24 protein-coding genes are annotated in these 24,759 nt (G+C 64.2%); 12 read left to right on the top strand and 12 right to left on the bottom strand.

Annotated features, from left to right (window positions below; all coding sequences use genetic code 11):
• Positions 1–8: 8 nt before the first annotated feature.
• The gene (gene cobS, locus ABID58_RS35345; RefSeq protein ID WP_148751938.1) at positions 9–1,007 is read right to left on the bottom strand and encodes a cobaltochelatase subunit CobS; all 999 of its coding nucleotides are present in this window, start codon (positions 1,005–1,007) and stop codon (positions 9–11) included.
• Positions 1,008–1,304: 297 nt separating this feature from the next.
• On the opposite strand from cobS, the gene ABID58_RS35350 reads away from it, so the two are divergent.
• From ABID58_RS35350 to ABID58_RS35370, 5 genes are all read left to right on the top strand, one after another.
• The gene (locus ABID58_RS35350; protein WP_148751939.1) at positions 1,305–1,967 is read left to right on the top strand and encodes a DedA family protein; all 663 of its coding nucleotides are present in this window, start codon (positions 1,305–1,307) and stop codon (positions 1,965–1,967) included.
• Positions 1,968–2,170: 203 nt separating this feature from the next.
• Positions 2,171–3,172, top strand: a complete 1,002-nt coding sequence (locus ABID58_RS35355) for an NrtA/SsuA/CpmA family ABC transporter substrate-binding protein (protein ID WP_354037517.1) — start codon at positions 2,171–2,173, stop codon at positions 3,170–3,172.
• Entirely contained in the window at positions 3,169–3,948 is a 780-nt protein-coding gene (locus tag ABID58_RS35360) for an ABC transporter permease (protein ID WP_354037519.1), read from the top strand. The genes ABID58_RS35355 and ABID58_RS35360 overlap by 4 nt, the downstream gene beginning before the upstream one ends.
• On the top strand, positions 3,936–4,814 hold the full coding sequence (locus tag ABID58_RS35365; protein WP_354037520.1) for an ABC transporter ATP-binding protein: 879 nt from the start codon (positions 3,936–3,938) through the stop codon (positions 4,812–4,814). Before ABID58_RS35360 ends, ABID58_RS35365 begins: the two co-directional genes overlap by 13 nt.
• A 69-nt stretch (positions 4,815–4,883) precedes the next feature.
• Positions 4,884–5,609 carry a Crp/Fnr family transcriptional regulator gene (locus ABID58_RS35370; RefSeq protein WP_354037521.1) on the top strand — a complete coding sequence of 242 codons (726 nt, stop codon included), beginning with the start codon at positions 4,884–4,886 and terminating at the stop codon, positions 5,607–5,609.
• Here the strand turns inward: ABID58_RS35370 and atzF are convergent.
• From atzF to ABID58_RS35385, 3 genes are all read right to left on the bottom strand, one after another.
• Complete coding sequence (gene atzF, locus ABID58_RS35375; RefSeq protein ID WP_354037523.1) at positions 5,606–6,988, bottom strand: allophanate hydrolase; 1,383 nt, start codon at positions 6,986–6,988, stop codon at positions 5,606–5,608. The two genes, ABID58_RS35370 and atzF, sit on opposite strands and share 4 nt — an antisense overlap.
• Positions 6,989–7,077: 89 nt before the next feature.
• A complete protein-coding gene (locus ABID58_RS35380) occupies positions 7,078–8,472 on the bottom strand; it encodes a cytochrome P450 (protein WP_354037524.1) in 1,395 nt (464 codons plus the stop codon).
• An 82-nt stretch (positions 8,473–8,554) separates the two neighbouring features.
• Positions 8,555–9,781 (bottom strand): citrate/2-methylcitrate synthase, encoded by a 1,227-nt coding sequence (locus tag ABID58_RS35385; RefSeq protein ID WP_354037526.1) that lies wholly within the window; start codon positions 9,779–9,781, stop codon positions 8,555–8,557.
• Positions 9,782–9,861: 80 nt separating this feature from the next.
• Between ABID58_RS35385 and ABID58_RS35390 the strand changes: the two genes are divergently transcribed.
• Positions 9,862–10,965 (top strand): citrate synthase/methylcitrate synthase, encoded by a 1,104-nt coding sequence (locus tag ABID58_RS35390; RefSeq protein ID WP_354037527.1) that lies wholly within the window; start codon positions 9,862–9,864, stop codon positions 10,963–10,965.
• Positions 10,966–11,122: 157 nt separating this feature from the next.
• A complete protein-coding gene (locus ABID58_RS35395) occupies positions 11,123–12,166 on the top strand; it encodes an HWE histidine kinase domain-containing protein (RefSeq protein WP_354037529.1) in 1,044 nt (347 codons plus the stop codon).
• Here the strand turns inward: ABID58_RS35395 and ABID58_RS35400 are convergent.
• Complete coding sequence (locus tag ABID58_RS35400; protein ID WP_148751948.1) at positions 12,163–12,801, bottom strand: J domain-containing protein; 639 nt, start codon at positions 12,799–12,801, stop codon at positions 12,163–12,165. The genes ABID58_RS35395 and ABID58_RS35400 overlap by 4 nt on opposite strands.
• Before the next feature lie 188 nt (positions 12,802–12,989).
• Here ABID58_RS35400 and ABID58_RS35405 point away from each other — a divergent pair, with 188 nt between their 5' ends.
• A complete protein-coding gene (locus ABID58_RS35405; RefSeq protein ID WP_148751949.1) occupies positions 12,990–13,265 on the top strand; it encodes a BolA family protein in 276 nt (91 codons plus the stop codon).
• Between the two features lie 138 nt (positions 13,266–13,403).
• Here the strand turns inward: ABID58_RS35405 and ABID58_RS35410 are convergent, their stop codons facing one another.
• Genes ABID58_RS35410 through ABID58_RS35420 form a run of 3 tightly spaced genes read right to left on the bottom strand, consistent with a single transcriptional unit; the run spans position 13,404 to position 16,519 of the window.
• Entirely contained in the window at positions 13,404–14,708 is a 1,305-nt protein-coding gene (locus ABID58_RS35410) for an HlyC/CorC family transporter (RefSeq protein ID WP_148751950.1), read from the bottom strand.
• 21 nt (positions 14,709–14,729) lie between these two features.
• The gene (aroB, locus tag ABID58_RS35415; protein WP_354037531.1) at positions 14,730–15,899 is read right to left on the bottom strand and encodes a 3-dehydroquinate synthase; all 1,170 of its coding nucleotides are present in this window, start codon (positions 15,897–15,899) and stop codon (positions 14,730–14,732) included.
• Positions 15,896–16,519, bottom strand: coding sequence for a shikimate kinase (locus tag ABID58_RS35420; RefSeq protein ID WP_148751952.1), 624 nt, complete (start codon positions 16,517–16,519; stop codon positions 15,896–15,898). Before ABID58_RS35420 ends, aroB begins: the two co-directional genes overlap by 4 nt.
• Before the next feature lie 170 nt (positions 16,520–16,689).
• Between ABID58_RS35420 and ABID58_RS35425 the strand changes: the two genes are divergently transcribed.
• The 4 genes from ABID58_RS35425 to ABID58_RS35440 all read left to right on the top strand — a co-directional run bounded on the left by ABID58_RS35425 (position 16,690) and on the right by ABID58_RS35440 (position 21,008).
• Positions 16,690–16,836 (top strand): hypothetical protein, encoded by a 147-nt coding sequence (locus ABID58_RS35425; protein WP_008144572.1) that lies wholly within the window; start codon positions 16,690–16,692, stop codon positions 16,834–16,836.
• Between the two features lie 17 nt (positions 16,837–16,853).
• Positions 16,854–17,834 (top strand): site-specific tyrosine recombinase XerD, encoded by a 981-nt coding sequence (xerD, locus tag ABID58_RS35430; protein WP_354037532.1) that lies wholly within the window; start codon positions 16,854–16,856, stop codon positions 17,832–17,834.
• Between the two features lie 314 nt (positions 17,835–18,148).
• A complete protein-coding gene (locus ABID58_RS35435) occupies positions 18,149–19,111 on the top strand; it encodes an acetyl-CoA carboxylase carboxyltransferase subunit alpha (RefSeq protein WP_148751954.1) in 963 nt (320 codons plus the stop codon).
• Between the two features lie 388 nt (positions 19,112–19,499).
• Entirely contained in the window at positions 19,500–21,008 is a 1,509-nt protein-coding gene (locus ABID58_RS35440) for a L,D-transpeptidase family protein (RefSeq protein WP_502916457.1), read from the top strand.
• A gap of 13 nt (positions 21,009–21,021) precedes the next feature.
• On the opposite strand, the gene ABID58_RS35445 is transcribed toward ABID58_RS35440, so the two are convergent.
• From ABID58_RS35445 to ABID58_RS35460, 4 genes are read right to left on the bottom strand one after another with little or no spacing between them, the layout of a single operon-like run.
• The gene (locus ABID58_RS35445) at positions 21,022–21,717 is read right to left on the bottom strand and encodes a branched-chain amino acid ABC transporter ATP-binding protein (protein WP_148751956.1); all 696 of its coding nucleotides are present in this window, start codon (positions 21,715–21,717) and stop codon (positions 21,022–21,024) included.
• Entirely contained in the window at positions 21,710–22,444 is a 735-nt protein-coding gene (locus ABID58_RS35450) for an ABC transporter ATP-binding protein (RefSeq protein ID WP_354037536.1), read from the bottom strand. The genes ABID58_RS35445 and ABID58_RS35450 overlap by 8 nt, the downstream gene beginning before the upstream one ends.
• Positions 22,431–23,534 carry a branched-chain amino acid ABC transporter permease gene (locus ABID58_RS35455; RefSeq protein ID WP_354037537.1) on the bottom strand — a complete coding sequence of 368 codons (1,104 nt, stop codon included), beginning with the start codon at positions 23,532–23,534 and terminating at the stop codon, positions 22,431–22,433. The genes ABID58_RS35450 and ABID58_RS35455 overlap by 14 nt, the downstream gene beginning before the upstream one ends.
• A 6-nt stretch (positions 23,535–23,540) precedes the next feature.
• Positions 23,541–24,755 (bottom strand): substrate-binding protein, encoded by a 1,215-nt coding sequence (locus ABID58_RS35460; RefSeq protein ID WP_148751959.1) that lies wholly within the window; start codon positions 24,753–24,755, stop codon positions 23,541–23,543.
• Between the last annotated feature and the right edge of the window lie 4 nt (positions 24,756–24,759).

The following is a 24,759-nucleotide window of genomic DNA, read 5'->3' on the forward strand; positions in this document are numbered from 1 at the left end:
TCGAGAGATCAGCTGAGCGCCACGTTGACTGCCGATTCCGGCAGCTCCGCGTTGAAGCAGCGCTGATAGAACTCGGCGACCAGGGGACGCTCGAGCTCGTCGCACTTGTTGAGGAAGGTGACGCGGAACGCGAAGCCGATATCGCCGAAAATGTCGGCGTTCTCAGCCCAGGTGATCACCGTGCGCGGGCTCATCACCGTCGACAGATCGCCATTGGCGAAGGCGTTACGGGTGAGATCGGCGAGGCGCACCATCTTGTTGACGATGTCGCGGCCTTCCTGGGTGCGATAGTGCTTGGCCTTCGCCAGCACGATCTCCACTTCCTCGTCGTGGCTGAGGTAGTTGAGCGTGGTGACGATCGACCAGCGGTCCATCTGGCCCTGGTTGATCTGCTGGGTGCCGTGATAGAGGCCCGAGGTGTCGCCGAGGCCGACCGTGTTGGCCGTCGAAAACAGCCGGAACGACGGGTGCGGCTTGATCACCTTGTTCTGGTCGAGCAGCGTCAGGCGGCCCGAGACCTCCAGCACGCGCTGGATCACGAACATCACGTCCGGGCGGCCGGCGTCGTATTCGTCGAACACCAGCGCGACGTTGTGCTGCAACGCCCAGGGCAGGATGCCGTCACGGAATTCGGTGACCTGCTTGCCGTCGCGGACCACGATCGAGTCCTTGCCGACGAGATCGATACGGCTGATGTGGCTGTCGAGGTTGACGCGCACGCAGGGCCAGTTCAGGCGGGCTGCGACCTGCTCGATATGGGTGGATTTACCGGTGCCGTGATAGCCGGTCACCATCACGCGGCGGTTGCGGGCAAAACCGGCGAGAATGGCAAGCGTGGTGGCGCGGTCGAAACGGTAGTCGGAATCGACTTCGGGCACATGAGGATCGACTTCGGAATAAGCCGGCACTTCGAGATCGCTGTCGATCCCGAATACCTGGCGCACCGACACCTTCATGTCGGGCAGACCGGAAATTTCCTCAACTTTGGACAAGGCGGCGGTCGTCATCAATCCTCCGAGATCCCGGGCGATCCCGAGACCAGTTATTTGCACGTTGGCTGCGGCTGGGTGCGATTGCGAACCTATCAGAGACCAAGGGCCTGCAGAAGCCCGCGCGCCAACCAAAGTTCCATTGTCTTTTCATTTAGATAGGCAAGGAACGCGATTTTGGGAAGGCTGCCCTGCAAATCTCGCCCAAATTTCGCGCCGGACAGGCGCCCTGCCCAGGTGAATGGCACTTTCACCGCCTCTCACTACTTGTGTAAGGGTCTGAACCCGAATGCCCCAGCCCACCACAGAGACGACGTGACGTCATTCCTTGATCCCCTGATATCCTTCGTCTCAGTCCACGCGTGGCTGGCCTATCTGACCCTGTTCCTGGCAGCGCTTCTCGAAGCCGTGCCGGTGGTGGGGTCGGTGATCCCGGGCTCGACCATCATCCTGGCGCTGAGCGCCCTGATTCCGGGCGGCGACCTGAAGCTGCAATGGGTGCTGCTCGCGGCCGCCGTGGGCGCCGTGCTGGGTGACGGCTCGGCTTACTGGATCGGGCACCGGCAGCAGCGCAAGATCCTCAACACCTGGCCGATGACCAATTATCCGCGCGTGGTCGAGGAGAGCGAAACCTTCTTCCACCGCTTCGGCACCTGGGCGGTGTTCTTCGCCCGCTTCGTGCCGCCGATCCGCGCCTTCGTGCCGGTGACCGCCGGTGCGCTCGGCATGGCGCCGGCAAAGTTCTACGCGGTGAACATCCCCGCGATCCTGGTCTGGGCCCCGGCCCATGTGCTGCCGGGCGTGCTGGCGGTGTCGGCCTTCCACCAATATTTCGGGGTGCCGCACGAGGGGCATCCGGTCAAACACATCTGGATTTTGACCGTGGTCGCCGTCGCGATCGTGCTGGGCGTGACGGTTTGGATCATCCGTCGCCGGAACGGCGACGGCATCGCGGCAGCGGCGAAGCCGCGGGTCTGAACGGGCTCGGCCGGCAGCACAAGAGGCGGGCGCCTGGAGCGCTCCGTTGCCTAAATTGCGGTCCGCTGCGCATCCGCGATGCGCAAATATTTGCCAGCGGGATGAGTTGTCGATTAATTGCTTCACGGCGCGTTGCCTTCGGATGACCCTCATCTAATCGCAGGCCGGCCGTTGCGGCCGCCGACGTTCCTGGGGGTGGTTGCATGCGCTCGAACACAGCTCTTCGCGTGGTTTTGTTGGTGATCTCGACGTATGCGGTCGGCCTGAATTCCGGCGTCGGAGCTAAAGCCGAAGATGTGCTGAAGGCACGGCTTGCGCAGAATCTCGGACCGATTTCGGGTCTCGCGATCGTCGCCAAGACCAAAGGCCTGTTCGCCAAGCAGGCGCTCGATATCTCCGTTTCGAACTTCACCAGCGGAAAGCAGTGCCTCGATACGGTGGTCGGAGGAGGAGCGGATATCGCAACGACCGCCGAAGCGCCGGTAACGGCGGCCGCAATGGCCCAGCAGCCGATCGCCTTCGTCGCCGGCATGGAATACTCGGATCTGAAGACGATGACGGCCGCGTCCGCGGCGATCAGGACCAAGGCCGACTTGCGCGGCAAGCGCATCGGCTTCACGGCCGGGACGGGCAGCGAGGTCTACACAGCGGTCCTGTTAAAGGCGGCCGGATTGACCGCCAAGGACGTTACGCTCGTCAATCTTCGCCCGCAGGAGATGCTTCCCGCCCTGGCGGCGGGGAGCATTGATGCATTCGATACCTGGGAGCCGCATGTGGCGAATGCAAAGAAAGCTCTCGGCGAGGGTGCCGTCCTGCTCGACACCAAGGGGCTCTACTCGGAGACGTTCAACGTCGTTGTGATGCGGTCCTATCTGGAGGCCAACCCTGCGGTCATCGGCAAATTCCTGGCTGCCCTCATTGAGGCCGAAGGCTGGGTCAAGGCTCATCCGGATGAAGCGATTGACATCATTGCCACGGCGACCGGCATGAAACGCGACGAGCTGACGCTGATCTGGCCGGACTACGTCTATCATGTGCGCCTTGACGACAAGCTGCTCGAGACGCTCAAGACGCACGCTGCCTGGCGGCTCGCAACCGGCAATCATCCGCCCGGGGCCGGGATGCCCGATTTCTTACAGATCATCGCGACTGCGCCATTGAAGGCACTTGATGCCGCACGTGTGACGCTGTCGGCCAATCCATGAGCGTCGGCAGACGCAGCCGTGCGAACGCGGCCGGGCGCCTTAGCGTGCTTGTCGGCGTGCTCTCCGTGCCCACCTTCGTCGGCGTATGGGAATTGATCGCCCGATCTCGGATCGTCAACGCGGTGCTGTTTCCGCCGCCTTCGACGGTCGCCGTCGCCGTCCTCGACTGGATCCATAGCGGCCAGTTTTTCGGCGACCTTTCCGCGAGCCTCTTCCGCGTCACTGCGGGATTTTTGATCGGTGCCACGGGTGGGATCGTGCTCGGCGTCCTGACAGGCGAGTTCAGGCTGGTCTCGAGCCTGCTCTCCCCTTTGTTCCACATTCTTCGCCCGATCCCTCCAATCGCCTTTGTGCCGATCGTGATCCTGTGGTTTGGGCTGTCGGAGGCCGGCAAACTGTTTCTGGTCGTCTGGGGTGTGTTCTTCACCGTGTGGCTCGCGACCCATATCGGCGTGCAGAAGGTCGACCGCGGCCTCATTCGCGCCGCGCTGATGCTCGGCACGCCGCGCCGGCAGATGCTATCGGAGATCGTCCTGCTGGGTGCGCTCCCCTACATTGTCGTCGGCCTGCGCACCGCCGTCAGCATCTCCTTTTACACGCTGGTCGCCGCCGAGCTGGCGGGCGCGTTTGCGGGCATCGTCTACCGGATCGAGATTGCGCAACAGAACATGCAGACCGGACAGGTCATGGGAGGGCTGGCGGCGCTCGGACTGCTCTCATTCGCGGCCGATCGTTCCTTCGCGGCCATTGCCGAACGCGCCGTATGGTGGCGATGATGCACAACCCGCTTCGTCCGGCCCTGCCGCTCCGGCTGGTGGATGCTCCGCCCGCGCCTTCGTCGACAACACCTCGGGCGATCATCCGCGTCGAGGATCTGAGCATCGTCTTCGATGTGCCGCGCGGCCAGGTTATCGCGGTGGACCGGGTGTCTCTGGCCGTCATGCCGGGCGAATTCGTCTCGCTCGTCGGCCCGTCGGGCTGCGGCAAGTCTACACTCCTGAATGCGGTGGCCGGGCTCGAGCGGCCGTTCGAAGGCCTGGTGACGGTGGCCGGCGAGTCGATGCTGGGACCCAGGCCGGATATAGGGATGGTGTTCCAGCAGCCGCATCTATTCCCGTGGAAATCGGTACGGCGCAATATCGCGCATGGACCGCGCGCGCTCGGCAAGTCGAAAGCGGAGGCACTGCGGATCGCGGACGACCTGATCGAAATGATCGGGCTGACAAAATTCGCCAACGCCTATCCGCATACGCTGTCAGGCGGCATGCAGCAGCGGGTCGCGATCGCCCGCGCTCTCGCAAATCAGCCGCGCGTCCTGCTGATGGACGAACCGTTCGGCGCTTTGGACGCGCAGACCCGGGCGGTGATGCAGGACAACCTTCTCGAACTTCGCGGCCGGATCAACGCCACTATCGTTTTCGTCACGCACGACATCGACGAAGCCATTCTCCTGTCCGATCGGGTGCTGATCATGAGCGCCGGGCCGGGTCGTATCCTGCGCGATCTTTCCGTAGGCCTGCCGCGCCCGCGCTCGAGCGCCATCCTGACCGACCCCGCCTATCTCGCCCTCAAGCGGGACTGCCTCGATCTGATCCGGAGCGAAGGCCGCAAGGCATTCGAGCAAATGGAAACGGTCGCCTAGCGCGTGTCCTCATAGCGCGAGCTGGCATGGCTCTTGAATGGCATCGCCCGGCTACGAGGGAGCGGGCAGATGGCAGCGGCAACTCTCAGGACTACGGCCGGGATCATGCTGGCGGAGTCCGATACTCTGGTCAGCTCATTGCCAGGCTTCCTCGATCCCTTAGGTGAGGCTGACCGCCGTCGCGTCCTTGCCATCGGCCGCAAGGAGGTGCTGGAAACCGGCAAGCATATCTGGCGCCAGGGCGACACGCAGAACGGCATCTATCTGATCGAGTCCGGCCGGATCCGCAGCTATTACGCAGCCCCTTCCGGGCGCGAGGTGACGCTCGCCTACTGGTTTGCCGGCAATTTCATTGGCGGGCCGGACCTGTTCGGAGCCGGCGCGCATATGTGGTCTTCGGTTGCAGTTGAGCGCAGCCGGCTCCTGTTTCTGCCCGGCGCCACCCTGCGCGAACTTGCACTTCAATCGGCGACCATCGCGGTTGCTCTTCTGGATGCGCTGGCGTTCAAGGCCAGGTGCTACTCGGCGATGGCGCAGATGCTCGGCACGCGGTCGGTGACCGAGCGGTTGCAGCGCCTGCTGATCTTTCTCTCGAAGATCTACGGATCGCAGCAGGGCCGCCAGATCGTGATCGGCATTCCGTTCACCCACAGCGATCTCGCCAACCTGATCGGGGCGACCCGACAATGGGTGACGGTGCAGCTCTCGCGCATGCAGGCGAGAGGCGTCATCCGCTACGACAGGGGCCTCATCGTCATCCTGAATTTGCGCGCCCTCGATCTCGAACTCGTCTAGCCGGCGACCGGCGAATAGACCTTGAGACCGAACAGAGCTCCGCCTTCGTCAGGCTGCCATCGCGATGCAAAATCCAGAAGGGCATGGTCGTGCCATGCGGGCGCCAGCAGGGTGACGCCCATGGGCATGCCGGTGGGGAGCGCTGCATTGGGAAGCGCTACCGCGCAGAGGTCCAGAAGATTGGCGAAGTAGGAGTAGTAACCAAGGCTGTTATTGAGCTTGATGGGGTCCTGAAGCATATCCGCAATGGTGTAGGGACGCGGTGCGGTGGGCACCACAAGCACATCCATCTCTTCAAAGAACAGCCGGACCTGCCGCCGCAGCTTCAAGAGACGGTGTTGTGCCGCGAATGCGTCCGCCCCGGTGAACTGCGCCGCGGAGTGCAGGACCTTGCGCGTAACCTCCAGCAGCTCACCATGATCGATGTCGAGGAGCCTGCTGATCGACGCGTAGCGTTCGGCGATCCATGGCCCCGAAAACAGCATTTCGCCGGCTTCAGTGAAAGGCGTGAAGTCAATCTCGATGGCTTGGCCTCCCAACCGCACGAGCCTCTCGCAGGCCCGTTCGTACAGCGCGTCGCATTCGGGCATACCGAATGAATTCAGCTGACGAGCGGAAATACGTCCGAAGTGGAATTCGCGGGGAAAGACCGATGACAGGCCGGGCGCTTGACGGCTGTATGGATCTTCGTCGTCGAAGCCCTCGACGAGCCCCAGCAACAGTTTGCCCTCGGCGGCTGAATTGCAAAAGATCGACGGACAATCGAGCGTCGGGCAGTTCGGGACCAGCCCACGGGATGAAACCAGGCCGACCGTCGGCTTGACCCCGATGATGCCGTTGAAACCTGCCGGTATCCGGCCGGAGCCGCCGGTGTCGGTTCCGAGCGAAAAAGCAATATGGCCGGAGGCAACGGCGACGGCCGAGCCCGAGCTCGATCCACCCGCGACATAGCGATCGTCGGCGGCGCTCGGACAGGCGCCGTGAGGTGACCTCGCGCCGGAGAGCCCGGTGGCGAACTGATCCAGGTTTGTCTTGCCGAGACAGATGGCACCCGCTGCGATCAGGCGCTCGACGCACCGAGCCGACCGCTCGGCAACATGAGCGAATGATGGGCAGGCCGCGGTGGTCGACATGCCCGCCACGTCGATGTTGTCCTTCACGCCGAAAGGCACACCGAGGAGCGGTAGGAATTCGCCCTGCGCGCCGCGCCCCGCGAGATTTTCGGCCTCCGCCAGCGCCTCCGCCATCGGCCTCACATAGACCCAGCAGTTGCGGTGTTGGTCCCTTTCGATGCGCTCGTATGCCGTTGCAATGGCTGACGTGAGTTCGGCGCGCGAGCGAACGGCTCGGCTTCGGCTAGGCAGGGCGGCTTGCGACACGAATTGCTCCCGGGGAGATCGAAGATGCTGGAAGCGTGCCCGGGGGCCGACGATACGGAAAGCAATTAAGCGCCTCTCCGGTCGCCGCGCTAAAGCGCTCTCCTCTGAATTAACCTCATCGGCAGCCCCTTTGCGGGACGTAGCGTAATGCGCTGAAGGGGCCAGACCTCGGCGTGCGGCAGCAGCTGCATCTCGAAATGACGGGTCAAGACAGCAAGTACGATTGCAGCCTCCTGCAGGGCAAAAGACGAACCGATACAGGTCCGAGGCCCAACCCCGAAGGGCATATAGGCGAAACGTGGAATTCGGCTGCGGACCTCCGGTAGAAACCGGGAAGGGTCGAATGCATCCGGGCGGCTCCATAGCCCGCGATGTCGATGGAGAACATAGGGCGCTATCACGATCAGAGACCGCGGCTTGACCGGGATTTCACCCAACACATCGGCATCGACCGCGGCCCGGCTGAGTGCGGCGATCGGCGGGTAGAGGCGAAGCGTTTCCTCGATCACTGCCTTGGTCACGATCAGCCGGTCGGCCAGGTCATCCCTCGGGTTCGACAGTTCCCGTTGTGCTTCCTCCACGACGCGCGATCGCCACTCCGGTACCTGTGAAAGCAGAAAGATCGACCAGGCGAGTGTATTGGCAGTTGTCTCATGTCCCGCCGAAAGAAAAGTGAGGATGTTCGAGCGAACCTCTGTCGGGCTGAGTTGCCGTCCGGTCGACGGATCCAGCGAACGTAACAGCAGCGTCAAAAGATCATCTGGCCCGTCGTGTGCGGCAAGGGCCGCAAGCCTTTGGTACCTCGCGTGTATGATCGTGTCGATCACCGCTTCGAAGTAAGCCATCGTGTGACGCAAGCGGCGATAACCCGGACGTGGCACGAATTTGGGCACGCCGAACAGATCCAGCATCCCTATGCGGCCGATCACGCTGAAATAGGCATTCATCGCCACTCGAAATTCATCGAAGTCGCCGCCGATCCCGCCAGAAAAGATCGTGACTGCGAGCACGTTCAAAGTGACCAGAGTCATCTCTGCAGCGACGTCTACCGTGGCGCCAGGCTCCAAGCTTGTCCATCTTGCGGCCAGTCCGTTCGCGGCCGACAACATGGCCTTCGTGAAAGAGTTGACGGTTCTGCGAGCGAACACGGGTGCGAGTATTCGTCGTTGAAGCTCCCAACGCTCTCCTTCGACGCTCAACAAGCCATCGGACAGTCCAGACGAGAGAATGCGGCGTTGGATCGTATCTTTCTGATAGTTTCTTGAATTATCCATCAGCACGCGCTTGATGGCTTGGGGGTCATGAACCAGAAAAGCATCAGCGAACGGCAGGCGAAGCTTGGCTATTGGCTCCTCAAAAAAATCCGCGCTCCAGCATTCAAGCGGGTTTCGCCTCAGTTTGATTAATAGCTCGACAAATCCTGGCCGGGCTGGCGAAGGACGTGGGGCAGGCGGGCAATAGTCCAATTCGCGGCGATGTAACATGGCGCGATCAGAAGAAAAATAAGCCTGAACCGTAGCGGAACGGGAATAAGTGGCAATTGGTTCCTAGAGCCACTGGCTGTCCCTAAGGCCTCTCCAGGAGCGCCGATCTCCGTCCCGGCGCCGGCCCCACATACCGTGCCCGCGGCCGGATCAGCTTGCCGAACTGCAATTGCTCGCTCGCATGCGCGATCCAGCCGACGCTGCGGGCCATGGCGAACAAAGCGAGCTCGCTGCCTCCCGGCAGGCGCAGTGCGTGCACGAGCACGGCGAGCACATAATCGATATTGACGAATTCTCCGGTCGCTTCCGCGATCCGCTCGGGCACCTCGCGGGTGAATTTGCGTGGCGCGCCGGCGCGGGCCAAGGCGTTCAGCAGCGACTTCGCGCGGGGATCGCCGCGCTTGTAGACGCCGTGGCCGAAGCCCGGAAAACGCTCACCGAGCGCAACGCGCTCGCGCACCATCGGCTCGACGTCGCGGTCGACCAGCGTCTTGACGAGCTGCGAGGCTAGCACGCCGGCGCCGCCATGTTTTGGGCCTTTCAGCGCGGCGAGACCCGCGATGACGGAGTCGTAGAGATTGAGGCCGGTCGAGGCAGCGCAGCGCGCGGTGAAGGTCGAGGCGTTCAGCTCGTGATCGGCCAGCAGCACCAGCGCGCGGCGGATCAGATCGGACGCGTGCTTGTTGTCGCCTGCCCAGACACGCGCGATCTGCTGATGCAGCGGCTCGGATGAAGACTCCGCATTGAGCATGGTCGCGACCAGCAGCCGGACGATGCGCGCGCCGACCATCGCGCGGCCATCGGGCGCGCGGGTGAACGCGCGGGTATCGGCGCTGCTCGCGAGCGCGAGCACCGCGATGGCGCGATCGATCGGAGCTGCGCGGCGCGCAGCCTCCGCAATCGCACGCATCTCCTCGGACATCGCAGGCTGATTGTCCGGCGCGAAGGGATCGACGTCGGAGACGTCCCAGAGCAGCGTCGCGGTGTGCTCCAGCGTGTCGTTCTCGGCGAGATCGACGCAGTTGACGCCGCGGTAGATCGCGCCCTCCTCGGTGATGGTCGAGATCTCCGTGTCCATCACCGGCAGATCGGCATCGAAGCTACGCAAGCCGCGCGGCTCCGGCGACGGCACCCGGCGCTCCTTCAGGGCGCGGACGTCCTCGGCGCGGTAGCGATTCTTGCGCGAATCCGGCGTCGGCTCGGAGCGGATCAGGCCACGGCTGACATAGGCGTAGAGGGAAGCCGGCGAGATCGCGAGCTCGGCCGCAGCTTCCCGGGCAGAGAGATAGAGACCGTCCGAATTTTTCATATTGATTAATGTAATCAAGATTGATCAATCTGTCGAGAGGTCCGATTTTCCCCTGGGGCAGTGCAAAGGAGATTTGGGCCATGAACATCCACCTCACCAAAAGCCAGATCGGGCTGGACGGCATTCCCGCGGCCGAGACCGTGCTGAGCCATGTCGACGGCGAGCGCGGCGAGCTCATCATCGCCGGCGAACATGTCGGCCGCCTCGCCGCCAAATCGAGCTTTGAGGGCGTCACAGCCCGGCTCTGGAACGGCGCCAGCAAGACGACCCTCACCGAAGCCAATGTCCGAGCGAGCCTGGGCGCGGCGCGCGAACGTGCCTTCGCGCGGCTCTCCGAGCTCTTGCCGGCGACCCAAGGCATGGGCATCGTCGACGGCTTTCGTGCCGCGGTCGCGGGCCTGCGCGCCGAGCACGGGCTGGAGCATGAGGCCACGATCGTCGGCGCGTTTCCGGTGATCGCGGGCGCGCTGGTGCGGCGCGCGAAAGGGCTCGACCCGATCGCGCCCGATCCGAACGTGAGTCACGCTGCCGATACGCTGCGCATGCTGCATGGGCGCAGCCCTGCCGCACGCGAAGTCACCGCGCTCGATGCCTATCTCGTCACCGCCAGCGACCACGGCATGAATGCCTCGACCTTCACGGCGCGCGTGGTGGCCTCGACGCAGGCCGATCTGTTCGCGGCAGTGACCGCCGGCTATTGCGCGCTCACCGGTCCGCTGCATGGCGGGGCGCCGGAGCCGGTGCTGGAAATGCTCGATGCGATCGGCTCGCGCGAGCGGATCCAGCCCTGGGTGGATGCGGCGCTGGCGCGCGGCGAGCGGATGATGGGCTTTGGCCACCGCGTCTATCGCGTGCGCGACCCACGTGCCGACGTGCTCAAGACTGCAGTCGAGGCGCTCGCCTCTGACGGTACCGACCTGCCGTTTGCCGGCGAGGTCGAGGCCTATATCCGCGCAGCGCTACGCAAGAAGAATCCGGAGCGGCCGCTCGAGACCAATGTCGAGTTCTTCACCGCGATCCTGCTCGATGCGCTGGCAATCCCAAGGCAGGCGTTCACGCCGATCTTCGCGGTGGCACGTTCGGCCGGCTGGACCGCACATGCGCGCGAGCAGCAACGGACGGGACGGTTGATCCGGCCGAGCTCGTCATATGTGGGGGCGATGCCGGAGGCGTCCGGCAACTAGGGGCAAGGGCAAGGCGACGGCGGAGCCCTGCTCCGTCGTCGTGCCGACGAGGTTCTAATCGCTCGCTGGGTTAAGGTGGGTCTGCACGTCCCTGACGAGCGCCTTGGAACATATGCGCGTCCAGCGCATTGCCTGATCTCTCCCCGTGAGGAACGCAATGCTGGACTTGTTTGGACAAGCGGACGAGGCCAGGATTGGCCAGATCGCCGCCGGTTATGCGGCGAGCCGGGTCGAAGCGGGAGCGGATTCCGGGAGGCGGTTCCGGGACTTGCTTCAGGCGCTGCCCGCCGCGATCTACACCACCGACGCAACGGGCCGCATCACCTTCTTCAATCAAGCCTGCATCGATTTTGCCGGACGCACTCCAGAAATCGGCGAGATGTGGTGCGTGACGTGGAAGCTCTATCTGCCGGACGGCACGCCGCTCCCCCACGATGAATGCCCGATGGCTATCGCGCTCAGGCAGAACCGGCCGGTGCGCGACGTCGAGGCTGTGGCCGAACGGCCGGACGGATCGCGGATCTGCTTCATGCCATATCCGACCCCGCTGCGCGACGAACGCGGCCGACTGGTTGGCGCGGTGAACATGCTGGTCGACATCACGGCCCGTAAGCAGGCCGAGCAGCGCATGATGCTCCTCGCCTACGAGGTCGATCATCGTTCGAATAATCTGCTCGCGGTGACCCAGGCGATGCTGCGGCTGACCAAGGCCGAGACCGCGGCAGAATTCCAAGCCGCGTTTCAAGGCAGGCTTAGAGCACTTGCCAACGTGCAGAGGCTGTTCTCGGCGTCGCGCTGGACCGGTGCCAGTCTGAAGACCATCGTCGAAGAGGAACTCCGGCCATACGCAAGCCCGGACGGCGAACGTGTCAGCATCGCTGGAGACGACATCCGCCTGCCGGCGACGCTCGCCCAATCGATTGCGGTCGCCGTGCACGAGCTGGCCACCAACGCCGCCAAATACGGCTCGCTGGCGACGCCAGCGGGTCGGCTGGACGTTCGCTGGGAAAGCAGCGACGCAGAGCCTCTCGTGCTACGCTGGTCCGAGAGCGGCGGTCCGTGGGTCGACGAGCCGACGCGCCATGGCTTCGGAATTGGCGCCGTCGACGGTATCATCCGGACCTTGCGCGGCAGGATCACCCGGCAGTGGAAGCCGGAGGGATTGGTCTGCGAATTCGCCTTCCCCGAGCTTGTAGGTTAGGCCTCCCGCACCACCGTCTTCAGATAATTATACGCCTTGATGATCTCGATCAGGCGATCTTCGGTGGAGCGGTCGCCGCCATTGGCATCGGGGTGGTGCTGCTTCACCAGCGCCTTGTACTTGGACTTGACGTCGGCGAGCGTCGCACTTGGACCGAGGCCCATGACCTGGAGCGCCTTGCGCTCGGCGTTCATCACCTTGCGGGTTTCGACCTTGGGCTGGGCGGCCTCAGGGCCCTTCCGCCAGCCGGTGCGGCCGTTGAGCTCCGCGAACATGCTGAACGGATCGAAGGCGCCGTCGATCTCGGCTTCCGCACCCTTCTTGACGCCGCCATTGGCGCCCATCTTCCAGGTCGGGCGATGGCCGGTCAGCGCGTCCTTCTGGTAGCGCGCGACCGCGTCGGCATTCATGCCGGAGAAGAAATTGTAGTTCTGATTGTACTCGCGGACGTGGTTCAGGCAGAAGTGCCAGTACTCGCGCTGGTTATCGCGTCCCTTCGGCGCGCGGTGCGCGCCCTTGTTCTGACACCCGGTCCATTCGCAGGCGACCACGGTATCGCGCGGCTTCACCTCGGGCTGCTTGCCCCGCGGCTTCACGCGGATGGAGTCGAAGAACTTTGATGAATCGATCGGCATGGCAGACTTTGACTACGCAATGCAAAAACCTTCAAGTCTTGACATTGCAATTAGCTTGGAACCCGTAGCCGAAGCTTCGCTTCGGCGTTCTTAAGAACGGCCGCCCCAGGCGGCCTATCGCTCAAGAACGGCCGCCAAGGCGGCCTATCGGCATTGACGGCGTGCAATCGCGTACCTTAATGGCAAACATGGCTACCAAAGACATTATCAGCAACAAGTTGCAGGAAGCTTTCACGCCGGAAAGCCTGCAGGTCGTCGATGAGTCACATTTGCATGAGGGCCATTCCGGCCATCGGCCGAGCGGCGAGACGCACTTTCGGGTTTATATCGTATCTCAGGCCTTCAAAGGGAAGAGCCGGGTCGACCGGCACCGTATGATAAATGCGACGCTGACCGCGGAACTTTCCGGCGGCGTGCATGCGCTGGCGATCCAAGCGCAGGCCCCGGGGGAAGGCGGAACGTAATCTCCACCGTCATGCCCCGCGAAGGCGGGGCATCCAGTACTCCGCGGCGGCAGTTCGTTCACATAATCGCGGCCGCGGAGTACTGGATCGCCCGCCCCAGTGCGCAAGCGCGCACAAGGCGGGCGATGACACCACGCGTCAAAACGACTTCCCTGCCCGTCGCGGCTTGGCTTCCTCCACCTCCGCGTCGCGCGGGACCGGTGAAATACGGAGTGCGGTGATACGGTTGCGTTCGCGGCGGAGGACGCGGAAGCGGAAGCCGTGGAAGGTGAAACTCTGGCCACGGTCGGGGATCGATTGCGCCTCGTGGATGACGAGGCCCGCGACCGTCGTCGCCTCTTGATCGGGCAGCCGCCAGTCCATGGCGCGGTTGAGGTCGCGGATCGGCACCGAGCCGTCGACCACCACGGAGCCGTCCGGCTGGGCCCGCACGCCGGCGACCACGACGTCGTGCTCGTCGGAGATGTCGCCGACGATCTCTTCCAGAATGTCTTCCAGCGTCACAAGACCTTCAACTTCGCCGTACTCGTCGACGACGAGCGCGAAATGGGTTTTTCGCCGGCGGAATGCCTTGAGCTGCTCGGAGACGGTGCGCATCTCGGGCACGAACCAGGGCGGCAGCGCGATGGTGGAGACATCGATGCGTGAGGTGTCGCCGTCGGCAGCGCGGATCGCGCGCAAGAGATCCTTGGCGTGGAGCACGCCGATGATGTTTTCGGGCTTCTCGCGCCAGAGCGGGATACGGGTGTATTCGGTCGCCAGCACCTCACTCACCAACTCCTCAGCCGGCAAATCGGCGTTGATCATCATCATCTCGGTGCGATGGATCATGACATCGGAGACCTGGAGCTCGCGCAAATCAAGCAGGCCGCCGAGCATGTCGCGGTCGTGCTTTTCGACCTTGCCCTCGTGGTGCAAGAGGTCGACCGCGCCACGCAGGCGCTCGGTCGGCGACAGGATCGCCTGATGCTCGCCGGCAAGGCCGAACAGGCGCATCAGCAGGCGCACGATGACTTCCACCACCCGCAGCAGCGGCCCCAGCACGTACATCGTCAACCGCATCGGGCGCGCGACCGCGAGCGCCATCCGGTCCGGCGCGTTGATGGCGATGGTCTTGGGCAGAACTTCCGCGAAGATCACGACCAGCGCGGTCATCACGCCGGTGGCATAGAGCACACCGACATCGCCGAACCAGGCCGTGAAGATGGAGGTCGCCAGTGCCGAAGCGCTGATATTGGCGATGTTGTTGCCGAGCAGCAGCGCGCCGATCAGGCGCTCGCGCATGTCGAGCAGTTGCGAGACCACGTCGGCGTCGCGATTACCCTGCCTGGAGAGCCGCAGCATGCTGGCGCGCGAGGCGCCGGTGAGCGCGGTCTCGCTCGCGGCGAAGAAGCCCGAGACGAGCAGGCAGATAATGACGATGGTGAAGCCGAGCCAGTCCATGAACCACTCTGGTTCCTTGTTTTAGCGCCGTTCAGCAGCGTCTCGCGCCTTGAGGGCGAGCTTGTTCTGCAGGAAGTCGCGCACCGGCGCCGGCTCGACATCCTTGGCGATGACGGCACGCCCGACGGCCTCCAGCAGGATGAAGGTGAGCTTGCCGCGCTTGACCTTCTTGTCCTGTGCCATCAGCGCCATCAGCGCGTCAGCATCCGCGAGGCCTTCCTGCGCGAAGCCGGCGATGTCCTGCAGGCGGGTCGGCAGGCCGGCCTCGATGAGATGCCGCTCGACGCGGGCCGCGTCGGCCTCGGCGATCATGCCGAGACTTGCGGAAAACTGCGCCGCCAGGGTCATGCCGATCGAAACGCCCTCGCCGTGAAACAGGCGATCAGAGAAACCCGTTGCGGCTTCCAGCGCATGGCCGAAGGTGTGTCCAAGATTGAGCAGCGCGCGCTCGCCAGTCTCGCGCTCGTCGCGCGAGACGACACCCGCCTTGGCGCGGCAGGAGGTCGCGATGGCGTGCTCGCGCGCCGAGCCGCCCTTGAAGATGTCCGCGTGATTATTCTCCAGCCAGGTGAAGAAGGCCTCGTCGCCGAGCACGCCGTATTTGGCGACCTCGGCATAGCCGGCACGGAATTGCCGCGGCGACAGCGTGTCGAGCACGGCGGTGTCGGCGATCACCAGCACCGGCTGGTGGAACGCGCCGAGCAGGTTCTTGCCCTGCGGCGAGTTGATGCCGGTCTTGCCGCCGACCGAGGAATCGACCTGCGCCAGCAGCGAGGTCGGCACCTGCACGAAATCGACGCCACGGCGCAGGATCGCCGCCGCAAAGCCGGCGAGATCGCCGACGACGCCGCCGCCGAGCGCGATGACGAGATCGTTGCGCTCGATTTTTGCGGCGATCAGGGCTTCGCTGACCTTTTGCAGACCCGCATAGGTCTTGGAGATCTCACCTTCCTCGACCACGACGCGCGAGGTCGGAATGCCGGTAGCGGCGAGCGAGGCCTCGGTCGGCTCGAGCCAGTATTTTGCAACGGTGCGATCGGTGACAACAGCCGTGCGCACGCCGGGGCGCAAAGCCGCGACCCGCTCGCCGAGCGAGGACAGCACGCCGCGGCCGATGACGATGTCGTAGGCGCGATCGCCGAGCGCGACATCGACATTGACAGGGTCGGAATGCTTTGGGGGCGCGGTCATCGAACGGCACTCGCGACGTCGGCTGGGGGATGGGACGCGCTCTCGCCGCAAAGATGGGCGCGCAGCGCCTCGATGGTCTCGTCGACGATTCTGTCGTGCGGCACATCGCGCGAGGCGATGGTGAGGTCGGCCTTGCCATAGACCGGCTCGCGCTCGGTGAGCAGGCGCGTCACGGTTCCCTCGGGGTCGGGGGTCTGGAGCAAGGGGCGGTCGGCGCGGCGGCGCACGCGGCGCATGATGACGTCGTGATCGGCCCTGAGCCAGATCGAGATCGCCTTCGCCGCAATGCGGCTGCGCGTCTCCTCGCGCATGAAGGCGCCGCCGCCGGTCGCCAGCACGATCGGCCCGCTCTCGAGCAGGCGCGCGATCACCCGCGCCTCGCCGTCGCGGAAATGCGGCTCGCCATGGCGCTCGAAAATCTCCGGTATGGTCATGCCGGCCGCCGCCTCAATCTCGGTGTCGGCATCGACGAAGGGCAGCTTGAGCCGCGCCGCCAATCGCCGGCCGATAGTCGACTTGCCGACCCCCATCATGCCGACCAGCACGATCGAACGCGCGCCCAGCGCCGACAGGATGTCGGCCTCAGGGCTCGCTTGTGCTGGCAACGCGGCGTCGGACATTGGATCTTGCTCTGGATCTCGCTCAATTTGCCGCCAAAGGCGGCATCCTGGCCACGTATACGACCCCCTCGGGGCCCTCGCCAGAGGACTCTTGCCACGAAACGGCGAACATGTTGGATGATTTCATTGGTTAATTTGCCCGTTTGAGACCCTCGTCGAGACCTTGCCCGATGCCCAGCCTGTTCCGCTTCCTGACGGTCGTCGCCGTGCTCGCCGGCATCGTCTATGGCGTGGTGTTCGCGCTGGCCAACTTCGTCAATCCGAAGCCGCGGGAAATGACGGTGACGATCCCGCCGGATAAATTTCTCAAGAAATAGGAGCTAGCCTCCGGGGCATGCGCAAATCCTCCGCCAGCAAGCCCTCCGACGCCAAGCTCACCGGCCTGTTCCTCGACATGCTCGCGGCGGAACAGGGCGCCGGCCCCAACACGCTCGACGCCTATCGCCGCGACCTCGCCGATTTCTCCGAGTTTCTCGGCCGCGCCGGCCACAGCTTTGTGGACGCCGAGACGCAAACACTCCGCGACTATCTTGGCGACCTCGATGCGCGCGGCTTCAAATCCTCCAGCGTCGCACGGCGGCTGTCGGCGATGCGGCACCTGTTCCGCTTTCTCCTGAATGAACGCATCAGAACTGAGGATCCCGCGGCGATCCTGTCCGGGCCCAAGCGCGGCCGCGGCCTGCCAAAGGTGCTGTCGATCGCCGATGTCGACCGCATGCTCCGCCGCGCCAAGGAGATGAGCGAGGCGGCGGACGCCTCGCCGTCACAGCGATTGCGCGCTTTGCGGCTCTACTGCCTGCTCGAGGTGCTCTACGCCACGGGCCTGCGCGTCTCCGAGCTGGTGTCGCTGCCGCGCACGGCGGCCAAGCGCGACGCCCGCATGATCGTGGTGCGCGGCAAAGGCGACAAGGAACGGCTGGTGCCGCTCAATGAGGCCTCGCGGCAGGCGATGGCGGATTATCTCAGCGCGACGGAGGCGGCCAAGGAAAACAAAAAGGGCGAGACGAAGGGCAGTGTCGCGACCACGAAATGGCTGTTCCCCTCGTTCGGCGAGAGCGGGCATCTGACGCGGCAGCATTTTGCCCGCGACCTCAAGGAGCTCGCGGTGGCTTCGGGGCTTCAGGCGCGGCTGGTCTCCCCGCACGTGCTGCGCCACGCCTTTGCCAGCCACCTGCTGCACAACGGCGCGGATCTGCGCATCGTGCAGACCCTGCTCGGCCATACCGACATCTCGACGACCCAGATCTATACCCACGTGGTCGAGGAGCGGCTGAAAAGCCTGGTGCGCGATCTGCATCCGCTGGCGGAGAAGTAAGGAGGTCTCGTGCCCCGGACGCGGCGCAGCGTGAAACGATGCGACGCAGAGCCGGGGCCATGCTCGCTGGGTCCCGGCTCTGCGCGGCAGCGCTATAGAAGCGCTGCAGCGCGTCCGGGACACGAGATCCGGTCGGGACGACAGCCGCGAAACCGCCTTGACTTCGGCCACATCTCCGCAGAAAGAGCCGTGGCCTCATTCGCGATTTGGCGCGCCCCCGGGAGCGCACAAGTCAAGTGCTTGAAGAAGCTACACTTCTTTATGAGAAGCCAACCTCGCTTCGCCTCTCCGCCCCGTCCCTCTATATTGAGTTGATGCCAGACCAGATGCGCAGCTATCTCGACTTCGAAAAGCCCGTCGCCGAGCTCGACTCCAAGGTCGACGAGCTCAGGACGTTAGCTGCCTCCGGCACTGACATCGCCGAGGAGATCGGACGGATCGAGGACAAGGCGGCGCAGGCGCTGGCCGACCTCTATCAGAACCTGACGCCGTGGCAGAAGACGCTGGTCGCGCGGCATCCGCAGCGGCCGCATTTCAACGACTTCATCAAGGGCCTGATCACCGAATTCACGCCGCTCGCCGGCGACCGCAAATTCGGCGAGGACGAGGCGCTGGTCGCGGGCTTCGGCCGCTTCCGCGGCGAAGCGATCTGCGTGATGGGCCAGGAAAAGGGCGATTCCACCGAGAGCCGCATCAAGCACAACTTTGGCATGGCGCGGCCGGAAGGCTACCGCAAATGCGTGCGGCTGATGGAGATGGCAGAGCGGTTCGGCCTGCCGGTGCTGTCGCTCGCCGATTCCGCCGGCGCCTATCCCGGCATCGGCGCCGAAGAGCGTGGCCAGGCCGAGGCGATCGCGCGCTCGACCGATGCCTGCATGGCGCTGACCGTGCCGAATGTCGCCATCATCACCGGCGAGGGCATGTCGGGCGGCGCGATTGCGATCACCACCGCCAACAAGGTGCTGATGCTGGAGCACGCGATCTACAGCGTGATCTCGCCGGAAGCCGCCTCCTCCATCCTCTGGCGCGACGGCAGCAAGGCGCAGGAAGCCGCCAACAACATGAAGATCACCGCCCAGGACATGCTGCGCTTCGGGGTGATCGACAGTATTCTGAAGGAGCCGGTCGGCGGCGCCCACCGCGACCCCGCCACCATGATCGCCACCACGGGCGATGCCATCGCCAAGGCGTTCGACGACCTGCGAGGCCTGGACGGCGACGCGATCCGCAAGCAGCGCCGGCAGAAATTCCTCGATATCGGTCGGAAACTGGGTTGATTCGGCCCACCAGCCGGTCGGACGGCAGGGAATGGTGGGCACGCTTCCGGCTTTGCCCACCCTACTGGACTTCGCCCGGACCGCCCCTGTAACCCCGCATTAACCCTTTTTTTGCCCAAATCGGCGATCTCAGTAGCGGTTTGGCTGCAAAGCCCAATTCAGTCCCAGTTCCGGCCCAGTTTAAGTCTCTGTTGACCACGCCTGTCGGCCAACGGGCTCGTGATCCCCGGTCGGGTTGCGACCCCCAGGCGCGGAGGTTAGAATTTTAATCAATGGCTTCAGGGCATCAGCGCTGGGGCTTGGTCTGAATCAAGTCCGGACATCCGGTCAGGCCATGCTTCAAAGATCGGGGTTCGCGCTCCTTGCCCGGAACGTTGTGGGGTTCGTCTTGACTGCTAGCTCGCTTGCTCGTGCGCTTTTGGCTTCGGTCGCGCTTGCCGCCAGCATTGTGCTGGCCGGCTGCGACACCGACCAGGTCTCGCTCGCGACCAACGCCAAGGCCAACCAGCCGATCTCGCCAAAGCTCGTCGCCGCGATGGGCGAGAAGGACATGGATCTGCAATCGCCGATCCTGATCCGCCTATTCAAGTCGGAGGCCGAGCTCGAGATCTGGAAGCAGACCCGCTCCGGCCAGTTCGCACTGCTCAAGACCTATCCGATCTGCCGCTGGTCGGGCGACCTCGGTCCGAAGGTGCGCGAAGGCGATCGCCAGGCGCCGGAAGGATTCTACTCGATTAATCCGAGCCAGATGAATCCGCAGTCGGCCTATTACCTCTCGTTCAACACCGGCTTCCCGAACGCGTTCGACAAGGCGCTCGGCCGTACCGGCTCGCAGCTGATGGTGCATGGCGATTGCTCGTCGCGCGGCTGCTACGCGATGACGGACGAGCAGATCGCGGAGATCTATTCGCTCGGGCGCGAGTCCTTCTTCGGCGGCCAGAAGGCGTTCCAGTTCCAGGCGTATCCGTTCAAGATGACGCCGGTGAACATGGCCAAGCACCGCAACAATCCGAACATGGCCTTCTGGAAGATGATCAAGGAAGGCTATGATCATTTCGAGGTGACGCGGCAGGAGCCGAAGGTCGACTTCTGCGAGAAGAAGTACGTGTTCGATGCCGCGAAGGCACCCGACGCCAAGCGCGATCCCGTGTTCGATGCCTCGGCGAAGTGCCCGGCCTATGTGATCCCCGAGGACATCGCCAGCGCCGTGCGCGAGAAAGAGCAGCGCGACGAGGCCGAATACAACAAGCTCGTCTCCAAGGGTACGCCGGTGGCGCGCATGAACACCGGTATCGACGGCGGCATGAACAAGATCTTTGCCGCGAAGATTCCGGAAGGCTCGACCGGCCTGTCGGAAGGCGCCGAAGGCAATACGCTGCAGATGCTGGCGATGTCGAAGGCGCCGGGCACGATCCCAGGCACCGTCAACCCACCGAAGCCGAACCTCGAGCCCGCCGCGGCAGCTCCGCAGCAAGAACCTGTCGTTGCGGTCGCACCCGCGACCAACACCCGCGTCGCCTCGGCCGAGAAATCCGGCGGCTTCTTCTCCAATCTCGGCCGCAAGATGGGCCTCGGCACTGCCGACACGACGGCGACCGCCTCAGCGCCGCAAGCGACCGCGTCGGTGACCCCCGCGCCCGCAGCGCCGAGCACGGCCTCCAGGCTGAAAGCCGCAGTGACGCGGTTCGTGCCCGGCCACGACAAGTCCAAGGATAATGCTGTGGCGGCCGCAAAGCCCGTTGAGCCGGCAAGGCCTGCCGAGACCAAGGTTGCAGCAACGCGGCCCGCGCTGAAACCGTCGGTGAGAGATAGTGCGGCTGACGGCGCGCAGATGGCCGGTGCAGCACCTGTGGTGTCGTCGAACTCGTTCGACAGTCGGTTTGGCGCGGTGAAGTAAGCGGGATTTTCGCTTACGGCGCCAGATACCGCAGCAACTCCGGATTGCCCCTCACCTCGCCGGCCGCGCCTTGCAGCGCGACTCTTCCGCGGTCGAGCACGTAGGCGTAGTCGGCGACGCGCAGCGCGAGGTCGAGGTGCTGCTCGACGATGATGACGGCGATCTCTTTCGCAAGCTCGATCAGGCGCTCGGTGATCTCCTCGATCACGCCGATCCAGACGCCTTCGGTCGGCTCGTCCAGCAGCAGCAATTTTGGATCGCCCAGCATGGCGCGGCCGATCGCGAGCATCTTGCGCTCGCCGCCGGAGAGCGTGCCGGCGGGTTGGTCGAGGCGCTGGCCGAGTTTCGGGAAGATGGCCAGCACGCGGTCGACGGCGGTGGCATCCTTGTTGAGGAGCGAGCCGACGGCGAGATTGTCGCGCACAGAAAGGCGCGCGAACACCGAATGCTCCTGCGGCACGTAGCCGATGCCGGCGCGAACGCGCTCCTCGGGCCGGCGGCGGCTGATGTCGCGGCCATCGAAGCCGACCTCGCCCTTCCACGCCGGCAATTCGCCGACGATGGTCTTCATCAGCGTGGTCTTGCCCGCGCCATTGCGCCCGAGCACCGCGACGCCGCCGCGCCAGGGAATGCCGAGATTGACGTCGAACAGGACCTGGCTGCGGCCATAGCCGGCGTCGAGATGCTTGATGTCCAAAAATTCAGGCACGGCGCAGATAAATCTCCTGAACGGATTTGTTGGCCTGGATCTCGGACACGGTGCCCGATGCCAGCACCTTGCCCTGGTCGAGCACGGTGAGGCGATCGCAGATGTCGCGGATGAAATCGAGGTCGTGCTCGACGATGACGAGCGAGCAATGCCGCTTGATCGGCTGCAGCAATTCGCCGGTGACGCGACGCTCCTCCAGGCTCATGCCGCCGGTCGGCTCGTCCAGCAAAAGGAGTTTGGGTTTGCCGGCGAGCGCCATCGCGATCTCCAGCCATTGCTGCTGGCCGTGCGACAGCGCGGCCGCCGCATCGAAGGCACGGTCGGCGAGACGGAACTGCGTCAGCATGGTCATGACCTGATCATGAAGCGCATTCCTGGTGCGCGAGAACACGAGGTCAAGCAGCGAGGACTGCGCCTGCAGCGCGAGAAGGATGTTGTCGTAGAGCGTCAGCGACGGCAGCACGCTCGTGATCTGGAATTTCAGGCTCATGCCGGCCCGCGCCCGCTCGGTCGGCGTGAACGCGGTGATGTCGGTGTTGACGAAGCTCACCTTGCCTTGTGTCGGCACCTCGGCGCCGGCGATGCACTTCATCAGCGTGCTCTTGCCCGAGCCGTTCGGGCCGATCAGGCCGTGAAACTCGTTCTCGCCGACGGTGAGTGCTGCACCGTCAAGCGCGGTGAGCTTGCCGAAGATCTTTGATATGCCCGCGGCTTCAAGAAGCGGCATTGCGCTTCTCCTTAGTCTCCTTGGGCTTGGCACCGAAGCTGCCGACCCGCTCGCGCTCCCCGAGGACAAAACTGATCAGGCCGAGCGGCCGGAACAGGATCACGAGCAGCAGCAACAGTCCCAGAATGATCGGCCAGATGTCGCGATAATTGTCCGACAGCCAGAAGCTGACGCCCTCGACGATGACCGCGCCGATGACAGCACCGATCAGCGTGCCCGAGCCGCCGAACAGCACGTAGAGCACCACCTGCGTCGAGACCACGACGCCGACCATATTGGGCCAGACAAAACCTTCGTGGAACGCATAAAGGCTCCCGGCGAGCCCTGCGATGGCGCCGCCGATCGCAAAGATGATCGCCTTCAGGTGCTGCACCTTGTAGCCGAAGAAGGCGATGCGCTGCTCGTTCTCGCGCAGGCCCGCAAGCGCGAGACCGAACTGCGAGCGCATCAGGAAGCGGCAGAGCAGGTAGACGACAATGAGGATGCCGAGGACGAGATAATAGAACGCCGGTCCTTCCGAGAATTCGGAACCGCCGAGCGTCATCGGCGCAATCGAAGGAATGCCGTTCTGGCCGCCGAGATAATACCAGCCGCGTGCAAGGCGATCGGCAGCGTAGGAGCCGGTCAGTGTGCCGAGCGACACGAAGATCACGCTGGAGGGGTGCCGGCCCAGCAGCAGGAAGCCGCCGAGCAGCAACGCGAAGGTGAGGCCGATCAGCGTGCCCGCAGGCAGCACCAGGAAGATGTTGGTGATATCCAGATCGCGCGCGAGCAGCGCGACACCATAGCCGGCCGAGCCGAAAAACAGGGCCTGGCCAAAGCTCATGATGCCGGCATAGCCCCAGACCAGGTCAAACGACAGCGCGAACAGCGCCAGGATGATCACGCGCGTTGCAAACACCGTGAGGTAGTCCTGCAGCACAAATGGCGCGACGAGCGCGGCGACGAGCGCCACGCCCTCTACGAATGGCAGGATCTTTCGTTCCGCGGCGGCTTGCGCCGCCGTTTCGCGTTCAGCCATTGCCGCGTCCGTCTCCCCGCCAATCTCGGCGGGGATCACCTGTTTCACTGCGCCCATCGACTTCGGCATTTGACCTTAGCATTCCTTGGGATCGACCAGACCGTCGCTGCGTCCGACGATCTCGTAGTTCCCGGCTTTGGCAACCGCGGTGTACATCTTCATCTTGCAGTGGCGCTTGCCCGGCACCATCTCGGCCGGTCCGCCCGGCCCTTCCGCGATCTTGGCGTGATCGAGCGCGGCGGCGACCGAGTCGCGGTCGACCTTGCCGGCTTCCTTCACCGCAGCTTCCCACAGCTTCAGACCACGATACGTGCCGGTCGCGGCACTTCCGGCGGCGAACAGGAAGTTGCCCGGAAAGTCCTTCTCGTAGGCCGCCTGGATTTTTGCGTCGAACGGGTTCTCCTTGGTCAGCACCTTGAAATAGTCGAGGCAGCTCGCGAGTCCCTCGATCTCGGCCGCCTGATTGATGTTCAGCGTGTTCTCGTCATAGTAGACGCAGGCCAGGCGCCCGCCGTTCTTGAGGAAGCCGGCTTCATAGAGCTGCTTGAAGAACGGGCCGACGCCTGGCGGAATGACGGTGTTGAAGACGACGTCGACCTTGTTGGAGATGATGCGGTTGACGGTCGCGGAGAAGTCGACCTGGTCGAGCGGGTAATATTCCTCGAACACGACCTCGCCGCCATTGGCTTCGATCACCTTGCGGGCATAGACGTTGAGCGTGTGCGGCCACACATAATTGGCGCTGGGCAGCGCGAACTTCTTGCCGCCGTTCTTGATCAGCCAGGGGATGAATTCGTCGCACTGCTGCGCCGGGGTCGGCCCGGTGCAGAACAGATAGGGCGTGCACTCCTTGCCCTCGTAGAGCTGCGGATAGATGTAGAGCGTCTTGCCGCGCGCCACGATCGGATCCTTGATCGCGTTGCGCATCGACGAGGTGATGCCGCCGAGCACCATGTCGACCTTGTCGCGCTGGATCAGCTTGCGCACGTTGCCGACAGCGACCGATTCATTCGACGCGGTGTCCTCGATATAGAGCTCGAGCGGTCGGCCGAGCAGGCCGCCGGCATCGTTCATCTGCTTGACCAGCATCTTGGCGACGTTGGCGTCCGCCGTGCCGGCGTACGCAATCGGACCGGTGAGATCGGTTGCGATGCCGACCTTGATCGGCGCTTCGGCCGCGTTGGCCCACGGTGCCGGAATCACCCAGCTTCCCACCCCGGTTGCGACCGCGCCGGAGGCAAAAGCAAAATTGGAGAGGAAGCGGCGGCGCGAGAGCTGACGATCGAACATGTGA

Source organism: Bradyrhizobium sp. S3.2.6 (assembly GCF_040546885.1).
Lineage (GTDB): Bacteria > Pseudomonadota > Alphaproteobacteria > Rhizobiales > Xanthobacteraceae > Bradyrhizobium > Bradyrhizobium cytisi.